Annotated in this window: 17 protein-coding genes; 10 read left to right on the top strand and 7 right to left on the bottom strand. The window is 69.3% G+C overall.

Translation table 11 applies throughout. From position 1 onward, the window contains the following. The first annotated feature begins 124 nt into the window (after window positions 1-124). From FJV41_RS11030 to FJV41_RS11015, 4 genes are all read left to right on the top strand, one after another. Window positions 125-676 (top strand): RNA polymerase sigma factor, encoded by a 552-nt coding sequence (locus tag FJV41_RS11030; RefSeq protein WP_181790552.1) that lies wholly within the window; start codon window positions 125-127, stop codon window positions 674-676. Beyond that, window positions 673-1443 carry a hypothetical protein gene (locus tag FJV41_RS11025; protein WP_141642407.1) on the top strand — a complete coding sequence of 257 codons (771 nt, stop codon included), beginning with the start codon at window positions 673-675 and terminating at the stop codon, window positions 1441-1443. Before FJV41_RS11030 ends, FJV41_RS11025 begins: the two co-directional genes overlap by 4 nt. Continuing rightward, entirely contained in the window at window positions 1440-3035 is a 1596-nt protein-coding gene (locus tag FJV41_RS11020; protein ID WP_141642406.1) for a caspase family protein, read from the top strand. The genes FJV41_RS11025 and FJV41_RS11020 overlap by 4 nt, the downstream gene beginning before the upstream one ends. A 164-nt stretch (window positions 3036-3199) precedes the next feature. After that, complete coding sequence (locus tag FJV41_RS11015) at window positions 3200-4198, top strand: hypothetical protein (protein WP_141642405.1); 999 nt, start codon at window positions 3200-3202, stop codon at window positions 4196-4198. Window positions 4199-4420: 222 nt separating this feature from the next. On the opposite strand, the gene FJV41_RS11010 is transcribed toward FJV41_RS11015, so the two are convergent. After that, complete coding sequence (locus tag FJV41_RS11010) at window positions 4421-4684, bottom strand: hypothetical protein (RefSeq protein WP_141642404.1); 264 nt, start codon at window positions 4682-4684, stop codon at window positions 4421-4423. 187 nt (window positions 4685-4871) lie between these two features. On the opposite strand from FJV41_RS11010, the gene FJV41_RS11005 reads away from it, so the two are divergent. After that, window positions 4872-5330: a MaoC family dehydratase gene (locus FJV41_RS11005; protein ID WP_141642403.1), complete on the top strand. Its 459-nt coding sequence runs from the start codon at window positions 4872-4874 to the stop codon at window positions 5328-5330. A 162-nt stretch (window positions 5331-5492) separates the two neighbouring features. On the opposite strand, the gene FJV41_RS11000 is transcribed toward FJV41_RS11005, so the two are convergent. The 4 genes from FJV41_RS11000 to FJV41_RS10985 form a co-directional block, all read right to left on the bottom strand. Continuing rightward, complete coding sequence (locus tag FJV41_RS11000) at window positions 5493-6308, bottom strand: isocitrate lyase/PEP mutase family protein (RefSeq protein WP_141642402.1); 816 nt, start codon at window positions 6306-6308, stop codon at window positions 5493-5495. A 59-nt stretch (window positions 6309-6367) separates the two neighbouring features. Beyond that, window positions 6368-6904: a methylated-DNA--[protein]-cysteine S-methyltransferase gene (gene ogt, locus FJV41_RS10995; protein WP_181790550.1), complete on the bottom strand. Its 537-nt coding sequence runs from the start codon at window positions 6902-6904 to the stop codon at window positions 6368-6370. Further along, window positions 6897-8405 (bottom strand): AlkA N-terminal domain-containing protein, encoded by a 1509-nt coding sequence (locus tag FJV41_RS10990; RefSeq protein WP_141642401.1) that lies wholly within the window; start codon window positions 8403-8405, stop codon window positions 6897-6899. Before FJV41_RS10990 ends, ogt begins: the two co-directional genes overlap by 8 nt. A gap of 135 nt (window positions 8406-8540) precedes the next feature. After that, window positions 8541-9908 (bottom strand): pyridoxal-phosphate dependent enzyme, encoded by a 1368-nt coding sequence (locus FJV41_RS10985; protein WP_141642400.1) that lies wholly within the window; start codon window positions 9906-9908, stop codon window positions 8541-8543. A gap of 373 nt (window positions 9909-10281) precedes the next feature. Between FJV41_RS10985 and FJV41_RS10980 the strand changes: the two genes are divergently transcribed. From FJV41_RS10980 to FJV41_RS10965, 4 genes are all read left to right on the top strand, one after another. Further along, window positions 10282-11322, top strand: coding sequence for an aminoglycoside phosphotransferase family protein (locus tag FJV41_RS10980; protein WP_141642399.1), 1041 nt, complete (start codon window positions 10282-10284; stop codon window positions 11320-11322). 28 nt (window positions 11323-11350) lie between these two features. Then, the gene (locus FJV41_RS10975; RefSeq protein WP_141642398.1) at window positions 11351-12382 is read left to right on the top strand and encodes a nucleotidyltransferase family protein; all 1032 of its coding nucleotides are present in this window, start codon (window positions 11351-11353) and stop codon (window positions 12380-12382) included. 303 nt (window positions 12383-12685) lie between these two features. Beyond that, complete coding sequence (treZ, locus tag FJV41_RS10970; RefSeq protein WP_141642397.1) at window positions 12686-14590, top strand: malto-oligosyltrehalose trehalohydrolase; 1905 nt, start codon at window positions 12686-12688, stop codon at window positions 14588-14590. After that, window positions 14587-16605: an amylo-alpha-1,6-glucosidase gene (locus FJV41_RS10965; RefSeq protein WP_141642396.1), complete on the top strand. Its 2019-nt coding sequence runs from the start codon at window positions 14587-14589 to the stop codon at window positions 16603-16605. Before treZ ends, FJV41_RS10965 begins: the two co-directional genes overlap by 4 nt. A gap of 7 nt (window positions 16606-16612) precedes the next feature. On the opposite strand, the gene FJV41_RS10960 is transcribed toward FJV41_RS10965, so the two are convergent. Then, window positions 16613-17377 carry a Stp1/IreP family PP2C-type Ser/Thr phosphatase gene (locus FJV41_RS10960; protein ID WP_141642395.1) on the bottom strand — a complete coding sequence of 255 codons (765 nt, stop codon included), beginning with the start codon at window positions 17375-17377 and terminating at the stop codon, window positions 16613-16615. A 90-nt stretch (window positions 17378-17467) separates the two neighbouring features. Next, complete coding sequence (locus FJV41_RS10955) at window positions 17468-17845, bottom strand: DUF192 domain-containing protein (protein ID WP_141642394.1); 378 nt, start codon at window positions 17843-17845, stop codon at window positions 17468-17470. A gap of 17 nt (window positions 17846-17862) precedes the next feature. Between FJV41_RS10955 and FJV41_RS10950 the strand changes: the two genes are divergently transcribed. Beyond that, on the top strand, window positions 17863-18222 hold a 360-nt coding region (locus FJV41_RS10950), incomplete at its 3' end, for a tRNA (cytidine(34)-2'-O)-methyltransferase (RefSeq protein ID WP_141642393.1).

The raw sequence follows: 18222 nt of genomic DNA, 5'->3' as shown, positions 1-18222 counted from the left end.
GCTCGGGAAATGTCCCACGGAATGAGGGTCATGCGTCTCGCTTCGTGGGTCGAGCCTCCCCCGACGCCCGCGCCGGGCGAGACTGACTGTGGGGGCAGGTGTCGGCCCAGGGTGAGGTCCTTGCGTGCGCGAGCCAGTGAATGAGGTCGAGCAGACCGAGGGCTACTACCGTCGCTACGGTGAGGCCGTGCACCGGCGTTGCCTGCGCTTGCTTGGCGACGACGCGCTGGCCTGGGACTCGACGCAGGAGGTGTTCCTGCGCGCCCACGCGAACCTGACGCAGCTCCGCGCCGCCGGCTCTGCCTTGTCGTGGTTGCTCACCGTGGCGGACCGACAGTGCTTCTCGGTGCTGCGTCGCCGCCGCACGGAGGTCACCAGCGCGCTGACGCGACTGGCTCCGCTTCCGGACGCCCACGCTTCCCCAGAGGCCACGCTGGAGCGGCTCCTGGTGGATGCGGACCTGGTGAGACGCGTCCTCGCCCACTGTCCGGAGGACGTCCAGCGCATCGTGGCCCACCGCTTCATCGACGAGTTGGAGCAGGAGCAGATCGCCACGCTGCTCGACGTCTCGCGCAAAACGGTGCAGCGCAAGCTCCAGGCCTTCTTCGACACCGCACGGCGGCTGCTGGAAGTCGCCCCCCGTCCTGAGCCGCGAAAGGGAGCGGCCTCCGCATGAGCACCTCATCCATTCCTCACTTCCCGGGCGTGCCGGACCTCCTGGTGGAGCGCTACCTGTGTGACGAGCTCTCTCCGGAAGAGGCTCGTCACGTGGAGGAGGCGGCCAGGGCCTCGCCCGCGCTGGCCGCGCACCTGCGCGAGCGACGGGCGGAGAAGGCGGCCTTCGCCCTCGTGCGTCCCTTCGGGCCGGTGCGCGCGCGTCTGGAGGCCCCTCGTCCGAGCCGCTGGCGGATGCTCTGGCGCTGGAGCCAGCCCGTGCTGGTGCTCGGCGTGGTGCTGGCGGCGGTGCTGCCACGGCTACATTCGCTCCAGGAGGTGGAGCGGGTGCGCGTGCGCGGTGGCCTCACCGCGCGGGTGCTCGTCAAGCGAGGCGAGGTCGTCTTCGAGCAGGGGCCTGGCGCGGTGCTGCGTTCCGGCGACAGGGTTCGCGTGGAGGTGGAGGACGTGGAGGGGGGCGCGCTCTATGTGCTGGCGGTGAGTGAGCGTGGCCGCGTCACTCCGCTCCAGGGTTTTCCGGCCACGGGTGGCACGTTGTCCATGCTGCCGGGGCGGTGGGTGTTGCCCGGGAGCCTGGAGCTGGATGACGCCCCCGAGCAGGAGGCGCTGGTGGTGGTGCTCGCGGCCGACGCCCGTGATGCACCGTCGCCAGAGGCCATCCATCGCTGGCTGGAACAGGCGGCGCGAGAGTCAGACTTCCCACCGTCACTCACGCCGCTGCCCGGCACCCGACATGCCGTGCGCGCGCTGCCCAAGGAGCTGCCTTGAGCGCCAGGGCCGCGCGCGCGCTCGGAGGCCTGCTCGTCCTCCTCGCCGCCTCTGTCGCGAGCGCGGAGAACCGGTTCTCCATCAGCGTGGGACACAACCTGGGCCGGGACACGGATGAGCCCCTGCGCTGGGCGCAGCAGGACGCCGAACGCATGGACGCGGTCTTCGGCCAGCTTGGCGGTGTGCCCGAGGACCGCCGCATCCTCCTGCGCGGTGAGTCGGTCTCCAATCTCCGGCTGGGACTGGCGCGGATGCGAGGCCGCATCGAGGAGGCTCGACGCGCCGGGGAGCGCACGCTGCTGTTCTTCTTCTACTCAGGCCACGGAGACGAGGCCGCGCTGCGCATGGGTGGGGAGGCGCTCCCGCTCGCGGAGCTGCAACGGCTGCTCGCCGAAGTCCCGGCCACCGTCACCATCGCCATGCTGGATGCCTGTCACAGTGGCGCGCTCGTGCGCGGCCGGTCCAAGGGCCTCAAGTCCGCGCCCGCCTTCGATGTCTCCTTCCTCCGACAGGTGGGGCCGGAGGGCCGCGTGTTCATCGCCTCCGCCGGCGCACACGAGGTCGCGCAGGAGTCGGACAGCCTCCGGGGCTCGTTCTTCACGCACCACCTGATTTCGGGCCTGCGGGGCGCGGCGGATGTGGACGCCGACGGCCGCGTCACCCTCACGGAAGCGTATGGCCACGTCTACCACCGCACGCTCGCGGGCTCCCATGGCTCCACGGCGGCGGTGCAGCACCCGGAGCTGTCCAGCCAGCTCGCGGGAGAAGGGGACCTGTTCCTCACCACGCTCTCGCGAGCCCACGCGCACCTCGAACTTCCTCCCTTGGTGGGGGACAGCGTCGTGCTCGTGGACGAGCGCACGTTGCAGGTGATGGCGGAGGTGGAGCCGCGGGCGGAGGACCCGGTGAGCATCGCCCTGCCTTCGGGGCGCTACCGCGTGCAGGTGCGGCGTGGCTCACAGGTGCTCTACGGCAAGGTGTACCTGCCCTGGGGCGAGAGGCAGCGCTTGAATCCCGAGTCCCTGGAGGTGCGCACCCTGGCCCTGCACCAGCGCAAGGGCGAACTCCTGGAGGCCAGCTCCTGGCGACTTCAAGCGGCGCTGGGCGCGGGCCGCTCCTCGACGCAGTTGGGTGGATGGGGGCCGCAGGTGGGCGTGCTGCTCGCGCGCGAGGGCACGGGAGGCCTGGGCGTGTCCTTCCTTGGCGGACTCACGCTGGGAGCCACCCGGGGCTCAACTACCGCGCAGGACTTGGAGCAGTTGGAGTTGGGGCTGTGGAGTGGCCTGGGCGTGGCGGGCTCCGTGGGACGTGTCTGGGCCGGAGCCCATGCGGGCCTCGGCGTGCTGGGCCTGGTTCAACGCGCGACGAGCCCGGATGCGGAGCGACGCCGGGAGCTGGGGCTGCCCGCGCGGCGGACACGCACGGGCGCGGGAGCAGCCGCGTTCGCCTCGCTCTCCGCGGAGGTGCCGGTGGGGGCGCGCACGGGCCTCTTCGCCCGGCTGGGCGGCCATGTCGCGTTGATGCGCGAGGATGAAAAGCTCCGCACGCAACTCGCGCCACACCTGCTACTGGGTTGCACCTGGGGGCTGTGACACGGAAGCGCGTGGAAGGGATGTCCCACGCCTCGCTGTCCGCGCGTCTCCTTTCTCGCATCGTTCAGGTGGCCCGAGCGCATTCGAAGCAAGGCGCGCGTGTCTCCTGGCCGGTGTCTGTCACGCGACATGGGATTGCTCCCATGCACCGAGAGGAAGGCCATATGACGACGAGGCTGGAGCGCGGTTTCTGGAAGTGGGGCCTGCTTTCACTGGCATTGGCGGGGTGCGGCGGTGTCCTGGGGGACGAGGCGGGGGATGAGCCGCTGCTCACGCTGGAGGGGACGCTTCAATCCAGCGCTTCATTCGATCTGGGCAACTCCAACTCCGACCGGCTGCGAGCGGCGCTGCTCTGGAACACCTGGCCCAAGGTCGTCGTGGACTGCCTGGTCCAGCAAACGTACCCGGAGGGCATCTCCAAGTGCGCGCGGCTGAGCCCCAGGTCGTCGTTCCACCATCCCGGGGTGGACGTGAAGGTGAACGGCCGGTTCCCCAACTCCTTCAGCATGCCCCTCAATCGCCTGCCGGAGCCTGGAGCCCTGATGGGGGAGGAAGGCTCCCGGCTGGGCATGGCCTATGTGATGGCCTACGTGGACGGCAACGGCAACGGCAAGCTGGACCGAGTCCCGACCGAGGCTCTTTCCAGCCCTGACATCGTCGTCGGGTTTCAGGAGGGCTTCGACGGAGAACAGACGGAGAGCTCCTTCATCATGTTTCGCGAGGGCGCGCTCCACCCGCTCTTCCACCTGGACTTCCCGAACTGCCCGGAGATTCCCCAGGGGTACTCCGTGGTGACGATGCGCTACACGCCTACCTCCGAGGAGTGCTTCGTGACGACGCGCAAGGTGGACGTGAACGTCGTCCTGAAGGCGAGCCAGGCCCTCCAGCAGATGGCCTGTGAGCTGCCCAACGCGAGCGTCCTCGTGGACTCGGTGCGCGCCTCCACCATGGGGCCGCCGCCGCCGGGGAGCACCCAGCGCTGCGGCACGTACATCCGTCCCGTGTCGCGCCTCGAACAGGTGCTGCTCGTGAACCCCCATCCGGAGCGCTTCTGCACCGCCGCGAACACGGTGGCGTACACGCTGCGAGACTACTGGGATGGCGCCTGGGATGACCGGGCATCTCCGCCCGCGTGGTGGCCCTGCCCGGTGACCGCACCCTGACGTGAGGACCGCGAGGGGGCAGGCCGAGTGCGCTGCCCCCTTCGCGACGAGTCACCCGATGGCGGCACGGAAGACTTCCGAGTGTCACAGCCTTTGGTGACGAGGACCGCGACCCCTGACTCCGCGAGCCCATGAATCCCAGGCGACGGATTCATGGGGCACTTCTGAGCAGAGATTGGCCGCGTCCATCCATGCTGGGTGGCTCAACGCTTCGAGGACTGTCTACATACAGCGGTTTTCACAGACACCCAGCAGGCAGAACCAGCACGGGCCCACGCAGCCGGGGCGACAGGCCGCGTTGGCGTGCTCGCTGTCGGCGAGCAGCATGCCCTCCGGCGGCGTGCTCACTTCCATGTCACACGTCGCGTCTCCTTCCCCTTCGACGAGCGCGGCCTGAGGCTCACCCATGGACAGGGCGGCGAGTCCCACCACGAGCAACATGCACAGCACCATGGACCACTGGCTCTTGAGCAGCTTCGCGAACATGCGTGTCTCCTTGGCAGTGCCTGACGAGGCCACGTCAGTCTGTCATGAAAACAACCAGTCCAGAAAGTCGAGGATAGATGGTTCGGGGGCGGATGGGCGCTGCAATGCGTTGCCCTGACCCGGCGAGCGGCCTATGCAATGTGCCAGGGGGCCACGCAGCACGAGTCACCCATATCCGAGGAGTCCCATGCGTTACTTCGACGACTTCCAACCTGGTGAGGCGATTGAGGCCGGGCCCTACGTGGTCTCCCGGGAGGAGATCATCGCCTTCGCGAAGCAGTTCGACCCGCAGCCCTTCCACCTGAGTGACGAGGGAGGCCGGGAGGGCATCTTCGGCGGCATCATCGCCAGTGGATGGCACACGGCCTCGATCTGCCACAAGCTCGCGGTGGAGAGCCTGCTGGGCAAGTCCGCGAGTCTGGGCTCACCGGGGCTCGACGAGCTGCGCTGGCTGCGGCCGGTGCGCCCCGGGGACGCGCTCACCGCGCGCTTCGAGGTCCTCTCCACCACGCCGTCGCGCAGCAAGCCGGACCGGGGCGCCATCAAGTTCCGCTTCGAGGTCCGCAACCAGAATGGCGAAGTGGTGATGACGGAGGTCGCCAACGCGCTGTTCGCCCGACGGCCGGAGGGCGGCGCGGCGAAGTAGCCGCGAGCCATCTTTCGGCAACCACCGACGGCACGGGCCGCGCCATTCATCGGCGCGGCCACGCTTCACCTGCCAGGTGCTGGCTGGACCCGACGTCGGTGTGCCCCTCCGCGTGGGCGAGCGACACCGCGTCGTCTTGTTGTCCGCCCGCGCGACGTCGGCTCAGCGCTGGGCCATCAGGGCGTTGAGCGCGGGATAGGTGATGCCCGCCTCGGGCGGAGGCGCGGAGGAGCCGTCCCGCAGGAAGTCCGCGCTGAGCGCCGCGATGCGGCCGAAGATGGACTGGGCCATGCCCGCGCCCGCGCTGACGCGACGCACGCCGAGCGAGGCGAGCTCCGACGCGGGAGGCAGGCCCCCAATCGCCATCAGGTTCAAGGGCAGGCCCGCCTCCGTGACGATGGCCTTGATGTCCACCGGCGTCTTCAGGCCCGGAACGAAGAGTCCATCCGCGCCCGCGGCGCGATAGCGACGGGCCCGGGCCAGCGTCTCCTCGACGCGACGCTCCGCCGGGCCAATGCCTCGCAGGAACACATCCGTGCGCGCGTTCACGAACAGGTCCGCGCCCTTCCGAGCGGCGGCGCGCTTCACGGCTTCAATCTTGGCGCACAGCAGGTCCACCGAGCCCGAGCCATCCTCCAGGTTGATGCCGACGCCGCCCGCTTCCAGCACCCCCGCGGCCACTTCGCCCACCGCGTTCGGGTCCTCCGAGTAGCCCCCTTCGATGTCCACCGTCAGCGGCACCTTCACGATGCGGGTGATGGCGGCGACGGTGTCCAGGAGTCGACTCACCGGCAGCAGGTCCCCGTCCGGGTATCCCTGGGCCCAGGCCACGCCCGCGCTCGTCGTGGCGAGGGCCTTGGCCCCCAGGCTCTCCATGACGCGGGCGCTTCCGGCGTCCCACGCATTGACCAGCAGCAACAAGCCCGCTTCGTGCAACTGACGGAAGTCCCGGGCGGAGTTCGGCGGAGCGACAGGCATGGGCAGAGGTCCTCTTTCGACAGGGGTGTGGAGCGGGGCCGGATGATACGCAGGGCGCTTCAGGCCGTGGAGGCCCGTCGCACTCGCGACTCGTGGTCGAGTAACCAGCGCTTGCGCTCGATGCCACCTCCGTAGCCGGTGAGGGAGCCGTTGGCACCCACCACGCGATGACACGGCACGACAATGCCCACCGGATTGGCGCCGTTCGCCATGCCCACGGCGCGTACGGCCGCGGGACGGCCGATGCGCTTCGCGACCTCCGAATAGGACACCGTCGCGCCGCAGGGAATGTCGCGCAGCGCCGCCCACACGTCGCGCTGGAAGGGCGTGCCTTCGGTGCGGACGGACAGTGCGTCGATGGCGTCGAGTCGCCCGGAGAAATACGTCCGCATCGTCTCCGTGAGTCCGCCCGGATTTCGCGCGGGGTCCAGCTCGAAGCCTCCGGCGCCGTAGTGCAGGCGCAGCAACTGGCGCATGCGGCCTTCGTGTTCCGTCCAGTCGACGGCGCGCAGGTGTCCGTCGCGGTCCGCGATGATGACCAGCTCGCCGATGGGTGTATCCGTCTTGTCGATGAGGAAGCGGAGAGTCTCAGCCATGACGCACCTCTTGGAGTCGTGGAAGCAGGCCCGGGTCCGCGGCCCACAGGTGTTGCGCGGCATAGGCCCGCCAGGGCCTCCAGGGTTCCGCGCGTTGAAGCAGGTCCTCGGGTGTGGGACGCGCGCCCGCGTCCGTCGCCGCGCTCCGCAAGAGCGCCACGTCGCTGGCGGGGAACGCGTCCGTCTCGCGCAGCGCGCGCAGGGCGATGTACTGCGCGGTCCACTCGCCCACGCCCCGGATGGAGCGCAGCCGGGCGACGCCTTCCTCCACCGTGCCGAACGGCTGGAACAACAGCGGGTCCGCAAGCGCCGCTTCCGCCAGGGCCTTCAGCGACGCCTTGCGCGCGGAGGGCATCCCCAGCGCTCCCAGGTCCGTCGCCACGACGCGCTCCGGTGAAGGGAAGGCCCGCGACAGCCCCGGAGCAAGTCCGTCCACGGGGGCGTCAGCGCACAGTCCCACCAACTGGCCCGCGAGCCTGCGCGCGGCCACCACCGTCACCTGCTGGCCCAGAATCGCGCGGACCGCCAGCTCGAACCCGTCCCATGCGCCAGGGGCCCGCAGCCCGGGGCGCAGCGCCACGAGGGGCGCCAGGAAGGGGTCCCTGGAGAGGTGCGCGCCAATCACCTCGATGTCCGCGCCCACGTCGAACACCCTGCGCACGCGCGCGACGATGGCGGGGAGCGACTGGACGCGCGGGAAGCGAATCCTCGCCACGAGGTTGTTCCTCGCGGGCTCGTGGGACACCTCCACCGTGCCCACCGCGCCGTCCTGGGACACCGTGCGCAGGTAGCGCGAGTCGGACACCTGCTCGACGCCCTGGATGGCTCGCGCGGACAGATAGGCGAGCATCGCAGCCCAGTCGTACGGCGGCCGGTAGCGCAGCCGCAGCGTGACGCCCGCTTCCGCCGCCGCGCTGGAGGTCGTCTCCACCGCCTGCTTGCGGCGCAGGGCGCTGGGGGGCCGCTGGTAGAGGTCCTGGAACGTCTCGTTGAAGCGCCGGATGCTGCCGAAGCCCGCGGCGAGCGCGACCTCGGCCAGCGGCATCCGCGTCTCCTGGATGAGCTGCTTGGCGAAGAGCACGCGCCGCGTCTGCGCGACGGCCACCGGCGTGGCGCCCAGGTGTTGCTTGAAGAGGCGGCGGAGCTGTCGTCCGCCCACGCCCAGCCGCTCCGCCAGCGCGTCCACGCCCGCTTCGCCTCCGTCCAGCGCGCCCTCCGCGATGAGGGCCAGCGCGCGCGACACGGTGTTGGAGGTGCCCCGCCAGGAGGCGAGGTCCGGGGCCGTCTCCGGCCGGCAGCGCAGACACGGCCGGAAGCCCTCTTCCTGGGACGCGGCGGCGGAGGCGAAGAAGCGGCAGTTCTCCCGCTTCGGCGTGCGCGCGGGGCAGATGGGCCGGCAGTAGATGCCGGTCGACGTCACCGCGACGAAGAGGCGGCCGTCGAAGCGGGCATCCCGCGTCTGGATCACGCGGTAGCAGGCGTCGGAATCGAGCAGGTCCATGCCCAGACAGTGTCATCGGGGCGTCGTGCGCGCTCGCGGTTTTCGGACATCGATGGCACGCACCCTCCAGACGCGAAAAGGGCCTCCCACCACCGGTGAGAGGCCCTCTTCAAGACGCGACTGCCTGGGGGCCGACTAGGCCGCCGTGCGGTGCAGGAAGTCGATGAGGTCGATCTTCGTGACGATGGCGATGACCTTCTCGCCCTCCTTCACGACGGCCACGTTGTCCTGCGCGAAGATTTCCCGCAGGCGGGCGATGCTCGTGTCCGGCGACAGCGCGCCCTGCAGCGGCGAGACGATGGCGTCGATGGTGTCGGCGAACTTCGCCTTCCCGGCGACCAGCGCGTTGAGCAGGTCGTACTCGTGCACCATGCCCACCGCGCGGCCGTCCTCGGACACCACGGGCATCTGGCTGATGCCGTGACCGCGCATCGTCTCCACGACCTGGTCCACCCGGTCGCCCTTGCGCGCCGTCTTCACGTCGCGCTGCTTGCTCCCGATGATGTCGCGCACGGTGCCGGTGCTCTTGTCCTCGGCGAAGCCGTTGTCGCGCATCCACTCATCGGAGTGGAACTTGCTGATGTAGCTGCTGCCGGAGTCGGGGAGCACGACGACAATCGTCTTGCCCTTGCCCACTTCCTTCGCCAGCTGCACGGCCACGTGCACGGCCGCGCCGGAGGAGCCACCCGCGAAGATGCCCTCCTCGCGCGCCAGCCGCCGCGCCGCCGCGAAGCACTGGCGGTCATCCACCTGGCGCACGTCGTCCACGACCTTGAAGTCCATGGCGCCGCACAGCATGTCCTCGCCGATACCTTCCACCTTGTAGACGTGCGGCTCGGTCAGCTTGCCCGTCTTGAAGTAGCCCTCGTAGACGGAGCCCTCGGGGTCCACGCCCACGTTCTTCAGGCCGGGGATCTTCTCCTTGAGGAACTTGCCCGCGCCGCTCATCGTCCCGCCGGTGCCCAGGCCCGAGATGAAGTAGTCCATCTTGCCGCCGGTCTGCTCGAAGATCTCCGGACCGGTGAGCTGGTAGTGCGCCTCGATGTTGTCGGGGTTGTGGTACTGGTTCAGCATGAACGCGCCCGGCGTCTCACGGTGCAGCCGCTTGGCCGTCTCGTAATAGCTGCGGGGGTCCTCGGCCGCGACGTTCGTCGGCGTCACCACCACCTGCGCGCCCAGCGCCTTCAGGCGGTTGATCTTCTCCAGCGACATCTTGTCCGGCATCGTGAAGATGCACTTGTAGCCCTTCACCGCGGCCGCCAGCGCCACGCCCATGCCGGTGTTGCCGGACGTGTTCTCCACGATGGTCCCGCCGGGCTTGAGCTTCCCCTCCCGCTCGGCCTTCTCGATGATGTACAGCGCCATGCGGTCCTTGATGGACGCGCCCGGGTTCATGAACTCGCACTTGACCAGAACAGTCGCATCGTTCGGTCCGACGAGCTTGTTGAGCTTGACCAGGGGCGTGTTGCCAATGGCGGAGAGAATGGTGTCGTGGATGTCCATCGGGGCTTCCAGAAAAAAGGGGGTTCGCGGCGCGTCTTATATGCCGCCGGAGGGGCCCGGTCGACAGCGGGAGTCCATCTCCCCGGTCGAGAAGTAACAGTGCCCCATCCCGGGCACTTCCCCGCACCCCTGGAGCAGCAGGACCCGGGGTGTCTCCTGGCGACCTGCCAGCAGGGACGGGCCTGCTTCGTCAGGGGGCGGCCGGGCGCGCGACGCGTCGCGACGGGAATTGGGGGCTCAAGGTTTCGCCGTCGCTTACGTGACAGCCCGAGGGGCCAGGGGGCAATCGCCGCGCCGGGCCTTTGACGCGGAAAGTCGCCCCTCCCATACTCGCAAGCCTCTTCTCCCAACCCCCTTGGAGAACCCCGTCGATATGGAACTCGAGGCCGCCCTGCGCGACCAGGTGGGACAGGCCACTGGCCGTCCCGTGCCCCATGCTCCCATCAAGAAGTTGAAGGGAGACGCGAGCAATCGCTCGTACTACCGCGTCGGCGCGCCCCCGGAGAGCTGGGTGGTGATGGTGATGCCGCTGGACGCGACGAAGAAGAGCGAGGAGGCCACCAAGGGTGAGCCTCCGAAGGAGCTGCCCTTCGTCAACGTGCACCGCTACCTGAACAAGCTCGGTGTGCGCGTGCCCGCCATCCTCCGCTACGACGAGCCGGCGGGGATGATGGTGATTGAAGACCTGAGCGACATCACCTTCGAGTCCGCGCTGGAAGGTGGCAAGCACAACGAGGCGCTCTACACGCGCGCGGTGGACCTGCTGGCGCGGCTGCGGGTGCAGGCGGAGAAGCACCAGGACCCGGACTGCCTGGCCTTCACGCGCTCGTTCGACGAGGACCTGTACGACTGGGAGCTGCACCACTTCCGCGAGTGGGGCCTGGAGGCGTGGAGCGGCAAGCTGCCCACGGACGCCGAGCGCGCGCAGTTGGACGCGACGTTCCGGGACATCGCGAAGCAGCTGGCCGCCGCGCCCCGGGGCTTCACGCACCGCGACTACCAGAGCCGCAACATCATGGTGAAGGAGGGCGAGCTGGTGGTCATCGACTTCCAGGACGCGCTCCAGGGTCCCAGGCAGTACGACCTGGTGGCGCTCCTGCGCGACAGCTACGTGGAGCTGGACCGGGCCTTCGTGGACGCGATGCTGGACCGCTACATCGCCACGTTCCAGGAGGCGAGCGGCGAGCGCATCAACGCGGTGGAGTTCAAGGCGTTCTTCGACCTGCTCACCGTGCAGCGCAAGCTGAAGGACGCGGGCCGCTTCGAGTACATCAACCGCGTGAAGGGCAACCCGGGCTTCCTCGTCTCCATCCCCGCGTCGCTGCGCTACGTGCGCGAGGCGTTCCGTCAGCGGCCGGAGCTGCGAGGGCTGCAGGAGCTGGTGGCGAAGTACGTCCCGGAGCTGGCGGCCTGAGCCCATTGGCGGGGGAGGGGAGTCGACAATGAAGGCGATGGTGCTCTGCGCGGGTCTGGGAACCCGCCTGCGTCCGTTGACGGAGCGCTGGCCCAAGCCGGCGCTCCCGTTCCTGGGTCAGCCGCTCCTGCGCTACCACCTGGCGGTGCTGAAGGCCGCGGGTGTCACGGCGGTGGGCATCAACACCCACCACCTGCCGGACACGATGGAGGAGGTGGCTCGCGAGGAGTGCGCGCGCGCGAAGCTGGCGCTGCACGTGGTGCGCGAGCCCGTCATCCAGGGCACCGGCGGCGGCATCCGGGGCCTGCGCGACTTCCTCTCCGACGGAGACTTCATCGTCTACAACGGCGACATCCTCTACCCGGTGGACCTGCGGCCGGTGGTGGCCGTGCACCAGGCGTCCGGTGCGCTGGCGACGATGGTGTTGCTGCCCATGCCGGAGGGAGAGAAGTACGCGTCGGTGGAGCTGGATGCGTCGGGGCGCGTGCGGAGAATCGCGGGGCATGGGCCTGGAGGCGAGGGCCTGACGCCGTGGCACTTCACGGGCGTGCACGTCATGTCCCCGCGCGTCTTCGACTTCATGAGCGCGCAAGGACCCGAGGACATCAACCGCGAGGTCTACGCGCGCGCCATGTCCCAGGGGCAGGTGGTGCGAGGCGTGCGCGTGGATGGCTACTGGTCCGATTTGGGCACGCCGTCGCGGTATCTGGCCACGGTGCGGGACGTGCTCGCCGGCCGCGTGCGGTTGGAGTGGCTGGGGGCGGACTCGCCGCTCGCTGGCACGGTGCGAGGGCCGGGGTCCTCGTGGGCGCATCCCGACGCGCAGGTGTGTGGCGCGAAGGTGGAGGGCCCCGCGTACTTTGGCCGGGGCGTCACGGTGGCGGAGGGCGCCGTCGTCGGCGAGTCCGTGTCGCTGGGCGCTGGAGTGAAGGTGGACGCGGGGGCTCGCCTCCAGAACGCCGCCGTCTTCGAGCAGACCGTGATTACGGCGGGTGAGTCGCTCACGGAGTTGCTCGCGTGGCGGGAGCATCGGATTCCCGCGCCGCTTTCGGGGCGCTGACTCGCACGAGCCTCAAGGCCCTCGGATGAGCTGACCGTGTGCGCGGCCAGCGGGTGCCGTGCGCCGCCCGCTCGCGCGTGCCCTCGCCACGAGCGCGTGGGGCGGGCCGCACGGTGTGGCCTGTCGACTCCTGTCCGCGCGCGCACGAACCCCGAGCGGGAAGGGTCTGTTACCGCACGGCGTGCGAGCGAGCTCTGTCGTCCGCACGAAGGTCGCCGTTTCGGACAATGGGCCCTACCTTTCGCCACGGACAGCCTGCCTGCGCTGGGGGTTTCCGGCGGGGAACAAGGGGAGGTCCGGGGCATGAAGTGGCGAGGTTCTCTGGGGGCCAGGCCGGCGGGGGGAGACAGCACTCACTTCCGCGTGTGGGCGCCACGCAGGCGCAGTGTGGAGGTCGTGGTGAAGGGCGGCTCCCGCCCGCTCCCGCTCGTGGGGGATGCCCAGGGCTATTTCGAGGCCGTGCATCCGGTGGCCGTGGGGGCGCTGTACAAGTACCGCCTGGATTCGAGCGAGGAGTTCCCCGACCCCGCCTCGCGCTTCCAGCCCGAGGGCCCGCATGGCTTCAGCGAGGTCGTCGACGCGCACTCGCACTCGTGGACGGACGGCGACTGGAAGGGCGTGTCCTCCATCCGGGGGCAGGTGCTCTACGAGCTGCACCTGGGCACCTTCACACCCGAGGGGACGTACAAGGCGGCCATCGCCAAGCTGCCGCTGCTCAAGGAGCTGGGCGTCACCTGCCTGGAGTTGATGCCGCTGCACACGTTCCCCGGGCGCTTCAACTGGGGCTATGACGGCGCGCAGCTCTTCGCGCCCAGCGGGCAGTACGGCCGGCCGGAGGACCTGCGCGCCTTCGTGGAGGCCGCGCACGCGCTGGGGCTCGGCGTGCTGGTGGACGTCGTCTACAACCACCTGGGGCCCGACGGGAACTACCTGGCCCAGTACTCACCGGACTACTTCACCCGCAAGTATGAGAACGAGTGGGGCGAGCCGACGAACTTCGACGACGGCGCCGCCGCGGGCCCCAGCCGCGACTTCTTCATCCAGAACGCCTGCGCCTGGGTCGCCGAGTATCACTTCGACGGGCTCCGCCTGGACGCGACACAGGCCCTGTACGACGACGGGCCGTGCCACATCGTCCAGGAGCTGACCCGCGCCGTGCGCGAGGCCGCGGCCGGCCGCGGTGTGCTCGTCATCGCCGAGAACGAGCCCCAGGACGAACTGTGCGTGAGGTCGGTGGAGAGGGGCGGCTGGGGCACGGACGCCCTCTGGGTGGATGACTTCCACCACTCCGCCCGTGTCGCCGCCACGGGACGCGCGGAGGCCTACCTCCAGGACTATCGCGGCACCGCGCAGGAGCTGTTGTCGTGCGCGCTGCGCAACTCGCTCTATCAGGGGCAGTACTACCGCTGGCAGAAGAAGGCCCGAGGCAGTCCGCTGCTGCGCGTGCCCGCGAGCGCGTGCGTCTTCTACCTCCAGAACCACGACCAGCTCGCCAACATGCTCCAGGGCCAGCGGCTGCACCGCATCTGCGGCGAGCGACTGGCGCGCGCGCTCACCACGCTGTGGCTGCTGCTGCCCCAGACGCCGCTGCTCTTCATGGGCCAGGAGTGGTTCGCGAACTCCCCCTTCTTCTACTTCGTGGACCACAAGCCGGAGCTGCAGCCGCTGGTGCGCAAGGGCCGGGACCAGTTCCTCGGCCAGTTCGAGAGCGCCCGTCACGCGCTGGAGCACGAGGGCTACGTGGAGCACGTGGACGAGAAGGCGTTCACCCTCTCCCGGCTCGATTGGAGCGAGCGCGAGCGCCACACCGGGCCGCTCACCCTGCACCGGGAGTTGCTCCGACTGCGCCGCGAGGACCCCGTGCTTGCCCGGCAGGACAGCGGCCAGCTCACCGGCGCGGTCCTCTCCCCGCTCGCGCTCGTGCTGCGCTACTCGGGCGGCGAACAGGAAGGCGACCGGCTGCTGCTCGTCAACCTGGGGGGCGAGCTGGAGCTCTCTCCGTGCCCCGAACCATTACTCGCACCACCTCGGGATGAAGGGTGGCGTCTTGGACTGTCGAGTGAAGAGGTTCGATTCGGAGGTGCAGGGTCTTGCTCACTGGAGTCACTGAGGGTCGAGACGTCGTGGCGCGTACCGGGGATGACCGCCCTGTGGATGACGAGCACCGGGAGGAGCGGCCAGGGGCTCGGCCCACGGAAGGTCGGATGAGCCGGGTGCGCGGGCTGCCGGAGCTGAAGTTCGCATGGCCGATGGGAGCGCCGGCCATCGAGGTACTCGGACGGGAGTGGCTGATGACGAACGGCCTGGGGGGCTATGCGTCCGGCACCCTGGCGGGGGTGAACGCGCGCCGCTACCACGGCCTCTTCATCCCCACCCTGCCCGAGCGGGGCCGCACCGTCATGCTGTCCCGCCTGGTGGAGACGGCCCGGGTGGAGGGGCAGACGTGCCGCCTGGACGGCGAGGTGCGGGCGGACGGCGCGCTGATGGGGGACGCCTCGCTGCTGCGCTCCTTCCGGCTCGACGGCCTCATTCCCGAATGGGACTACGTCCTGGGCGCCTCCCGTCTGCGTCGCAGGCTGGTGCTGGTGCACGGGGAGAACACGCTCTTCATCGAGTGGGCGCACCTGTCCGGCCCTCCGGTGAAGCTCCGGCTGCGGCCCTTCCCGGTGTTTCGAGTGCACGAGCACGACTTCCCGCACGACTACTGCCAGCCGAAGGTCATTCTCCAGGGAGAGCGCATCGAGATGCAGGCGGCGAAGGACGCGCCTTCGCTGCGGCTGCGGCTGTACGGCGATGGCACCGTGCCCTTCGTGGCGATGCCTGAGATTTCCTCACCCCTGCTCTACCGGACGGAGCGCTCCCGGGGGATGCCCCACATCGAGACGCAGGCGAGCCCTGGCTACTTCGAGTGCACGGTGAGGCCAGGCGGTCGCCTGTCGCTCGGTGCCACGGTGGATGACTGGGCGCTGTTGGACCGGGACCCGTCCATGAGCTTCGACATGGAGCGCGAGCGCGAGTGGCGCCTGCTGGAGCGCGCGCCCGTGGCGGCGAGGACGGGCACGGCGGCGCGCCTGGTCCTCGCGGGCGACCAGTTCATCGTCGACCCCATGCGTCCGCGCGACGATGCGTGGGCCCGGGCCATTGGCGAGGATGCCCGCAGCGTCATCGCGGGCTACCCCTGGTTCACCGACTGGGGCCGCGACACGATGATTTCGCTGGAGGGCCTGACGGTGTCCACGGGGCGCTTCCGTGAGGCGGCGGCGATTCTGCGCACGTTCCGTCACCACGTGAAGGACGGGCTGTTGCCCAACCTCTTCCCGGAGGGAGAGGCCGACGGGCTCTACCACACGGCCGACGCGACGCTCTGGTTCTTCCACGCGGTGGACCGCTACGTGACGGCCTCCGGGGACCTGGAGCTGCTGCGGGAGTTCTACCCGACGTTCGAGGACATCGTCCGCAGGCACCAGCAGGGCACCCGCCACAACATCCGCATCGACCCCACGGATGGGCTGCTGACGCAGGGCGAAGAGGGCTACCAGCTCACCTGGATGGACGCGAAGGTGGACGGCTGGGTGGTGACGCCCCGACGCGGCAAGGCCGTGGAGCTCAACGCCCTGTGGTTCAACGCCATGCGGCTGATGGCGGAGTGGGCCGCGCTCCAGGGACTGGACGGGACGCCCTACGCGATGGCCGCGCAACAGGCGCAGGACTCCTTCAACCGGCGCTTCTGGAACCCGGCCGAGGGGTGCCTGTTCGACGTGGTGGACGCGCAAGGGGGCGGCAATGACGCCGCCGTGCGGCCCAACCAGATTTTCGCCCTGTCTCTCAAGTACCCGGTGTTGAACCCGGACCACTGGTCGGACGTGCTGCGCAAGGTGGAGACGGAGCTGCTCACCCCGGTGGGGCTGCGCTCGCTGGCCTCGGACCACGACGACTACAAGGCCACGTATGACGGAGACCTGCGCGCGCGTGACGCGGCGTACCACCAGGGCACGGTGTGGAGCTGGCTGATTGGCCACTACGTGGACGCCGCGCTCAGGGTTCAGCCGGCCCGCGCGCACGTGCGTGACGTCATGGAGGGCCTGGAGACCCACCTGAGACAGGCGGGCGTCGGTCAGGTCAGCGAAATCTTCGACGCCACGCCCCCCTTCAGGCCCAGGGGGTGCATCGCCCAGGCCTGGGGAGTGGCCGAGGCGCTGCGGGTCTTCCTGCGCACCGCCTGACGTCGGGTCAGGCGGGGTGGTAGCGGGCGAGCACGCAGGTGACGTTGTCGTTGCCGCCCGCGGCGTTGGCCATGTCGATGAGCTGCGAGCACGCCTTGTCCAACTCGGGCGTGCGGCCGAGGATTTCCTGCATCTGGGGGTCGGTCACCATGCCGCTCAGGCCGTCCGAGCACAGCAGGAAGACGTCGCCGGGCTGGGGGTCCACGCGGGAGACGTCCACCTGGACGTTCTCCTTCATGCCCAGGGCGCGGACGATGACGTTCTTGTGCGGGAAGTTTTCGACTTCCTCGGGCGAGAGCTTCTTCGCCTTGAGGTAGTCGTTGAGCAGGGAGTGGTCCTCGGTGATCTGCTTGAGGGCTCCAGCGCGGAAGCAGTACACGCGGCTGTCGCCCACGTGCCCGACGTACGCGACGTCGCTGGCGAAGTGCACGCTGACGATGGTCGTCCCCATGCCCTTGTACTTCGACTCGCTGCTGGCCTTCTCGAAGATGCGCGCGTTGGCGAGCTTGATGCCGGTGGCCAACCGGTTCTCGTCATAGTTGCGCTGTTTGTCCATCTTGAAGGGCCAGGTGCTGTCCTGGTCCTTGGAGGTCATCTTGTAGAACTCACCCAACTCGTCCACGGCGATGCGACTGGCGATCTCTCCAGAGGAGTGCCCGCCCATCCCGTCCGCGACGATGAAGAGGTGCTCATCGGGCAACATGAGGAAGTTGTCCTCGTTGTGGTTCCGCTTCATCCCGACGTGGGTGCTGCCGGCTACCTCGATGCGCATGCGCGGGGACTCTTCTAAGGGGACGAGAAACTGGCGGCGCACGTTAACAAAGCGCTCGGAAAACGGTCAAAAGACGTGCTCTTGGTGCGGTCAGACAGGGGACACCGGGGCAGGGGAGGCAGGCTCGAAGCTCAAGCTGTCCCCTTCCTGGGTGCCGCTCGCGGCCAGGACGCCCGCGGGCAGTTCCAGCACGGAACGGGCCTGGAAGTACACGGAGGTGGCCCTCCAGGGCGGCAGCGCCATCATCTGCTTGACGATGCGGCCCTGGGCGTCCAGGAAGGCGACGTCAATGGGGATGCGCATGAAGAACGTGTGGATGGAGTTGCAGGGCTGGATGTGGAGGCCGTCGCCCATGGCGAGCTCCTGGCGCCCCATCAGTCCCTTGAAGCGCTGGGCGAAGGAGGTGGCCTTCTCCGCCCGGTCCGCCAGCGGCTTCTGCCGCGTCTCGTTGGTCACCTTCCAGCGCATGTAGCGCGTTCTACCCCATGCTCGAGCCCCTGGCGCGTCCTCTGCATCTGGTTCTGGTCTCCCCCCAGATTCCCCCCAACACCGGCAACGTGGCCCGCCTCTGCGCGGTGACGGGCTGCCGGCTCATCCTGGTGGAGCCCCTGGGCTTCTCCATCGATGACCGGAACCTCAAGCGGGCCGGGTTGGACTACTGGGACAAGGTATTTCTACGGCTGTACCCGACTTATGAGGCCTACGTGGCGGCGTATCCGGACGCGCGGCGGTGGTTGTTCTCGGCGCGGGCGGAGCAGACCTTGTACGAGGCGCGGTTCGAGGAGGGGGACCACCTGGTGTTCGGCTCGGAGGTGACGGGGCTGTTGCCGGAGGTGATGGAGGGG

Source organism: Myxococcus llanfairpwllgwyngyllgogerychwyrndrobwllllantysiliogogogochensis (genome assembly GCF_006636215.1).
Classification (GTDB): Bacteria; Myxococcota; Myxococcia; order Myxococcales; family Myxococcaceae; genus Myxococcus; species Myxococcus llanfairpwllgwyngyllgogerychwyrndrobwllllantysiliogogogochensis.
Note: the sequence above shows the minus strand (reverse complement) of the source record. Positions and strands in the feature narration are given on the sequence as shown.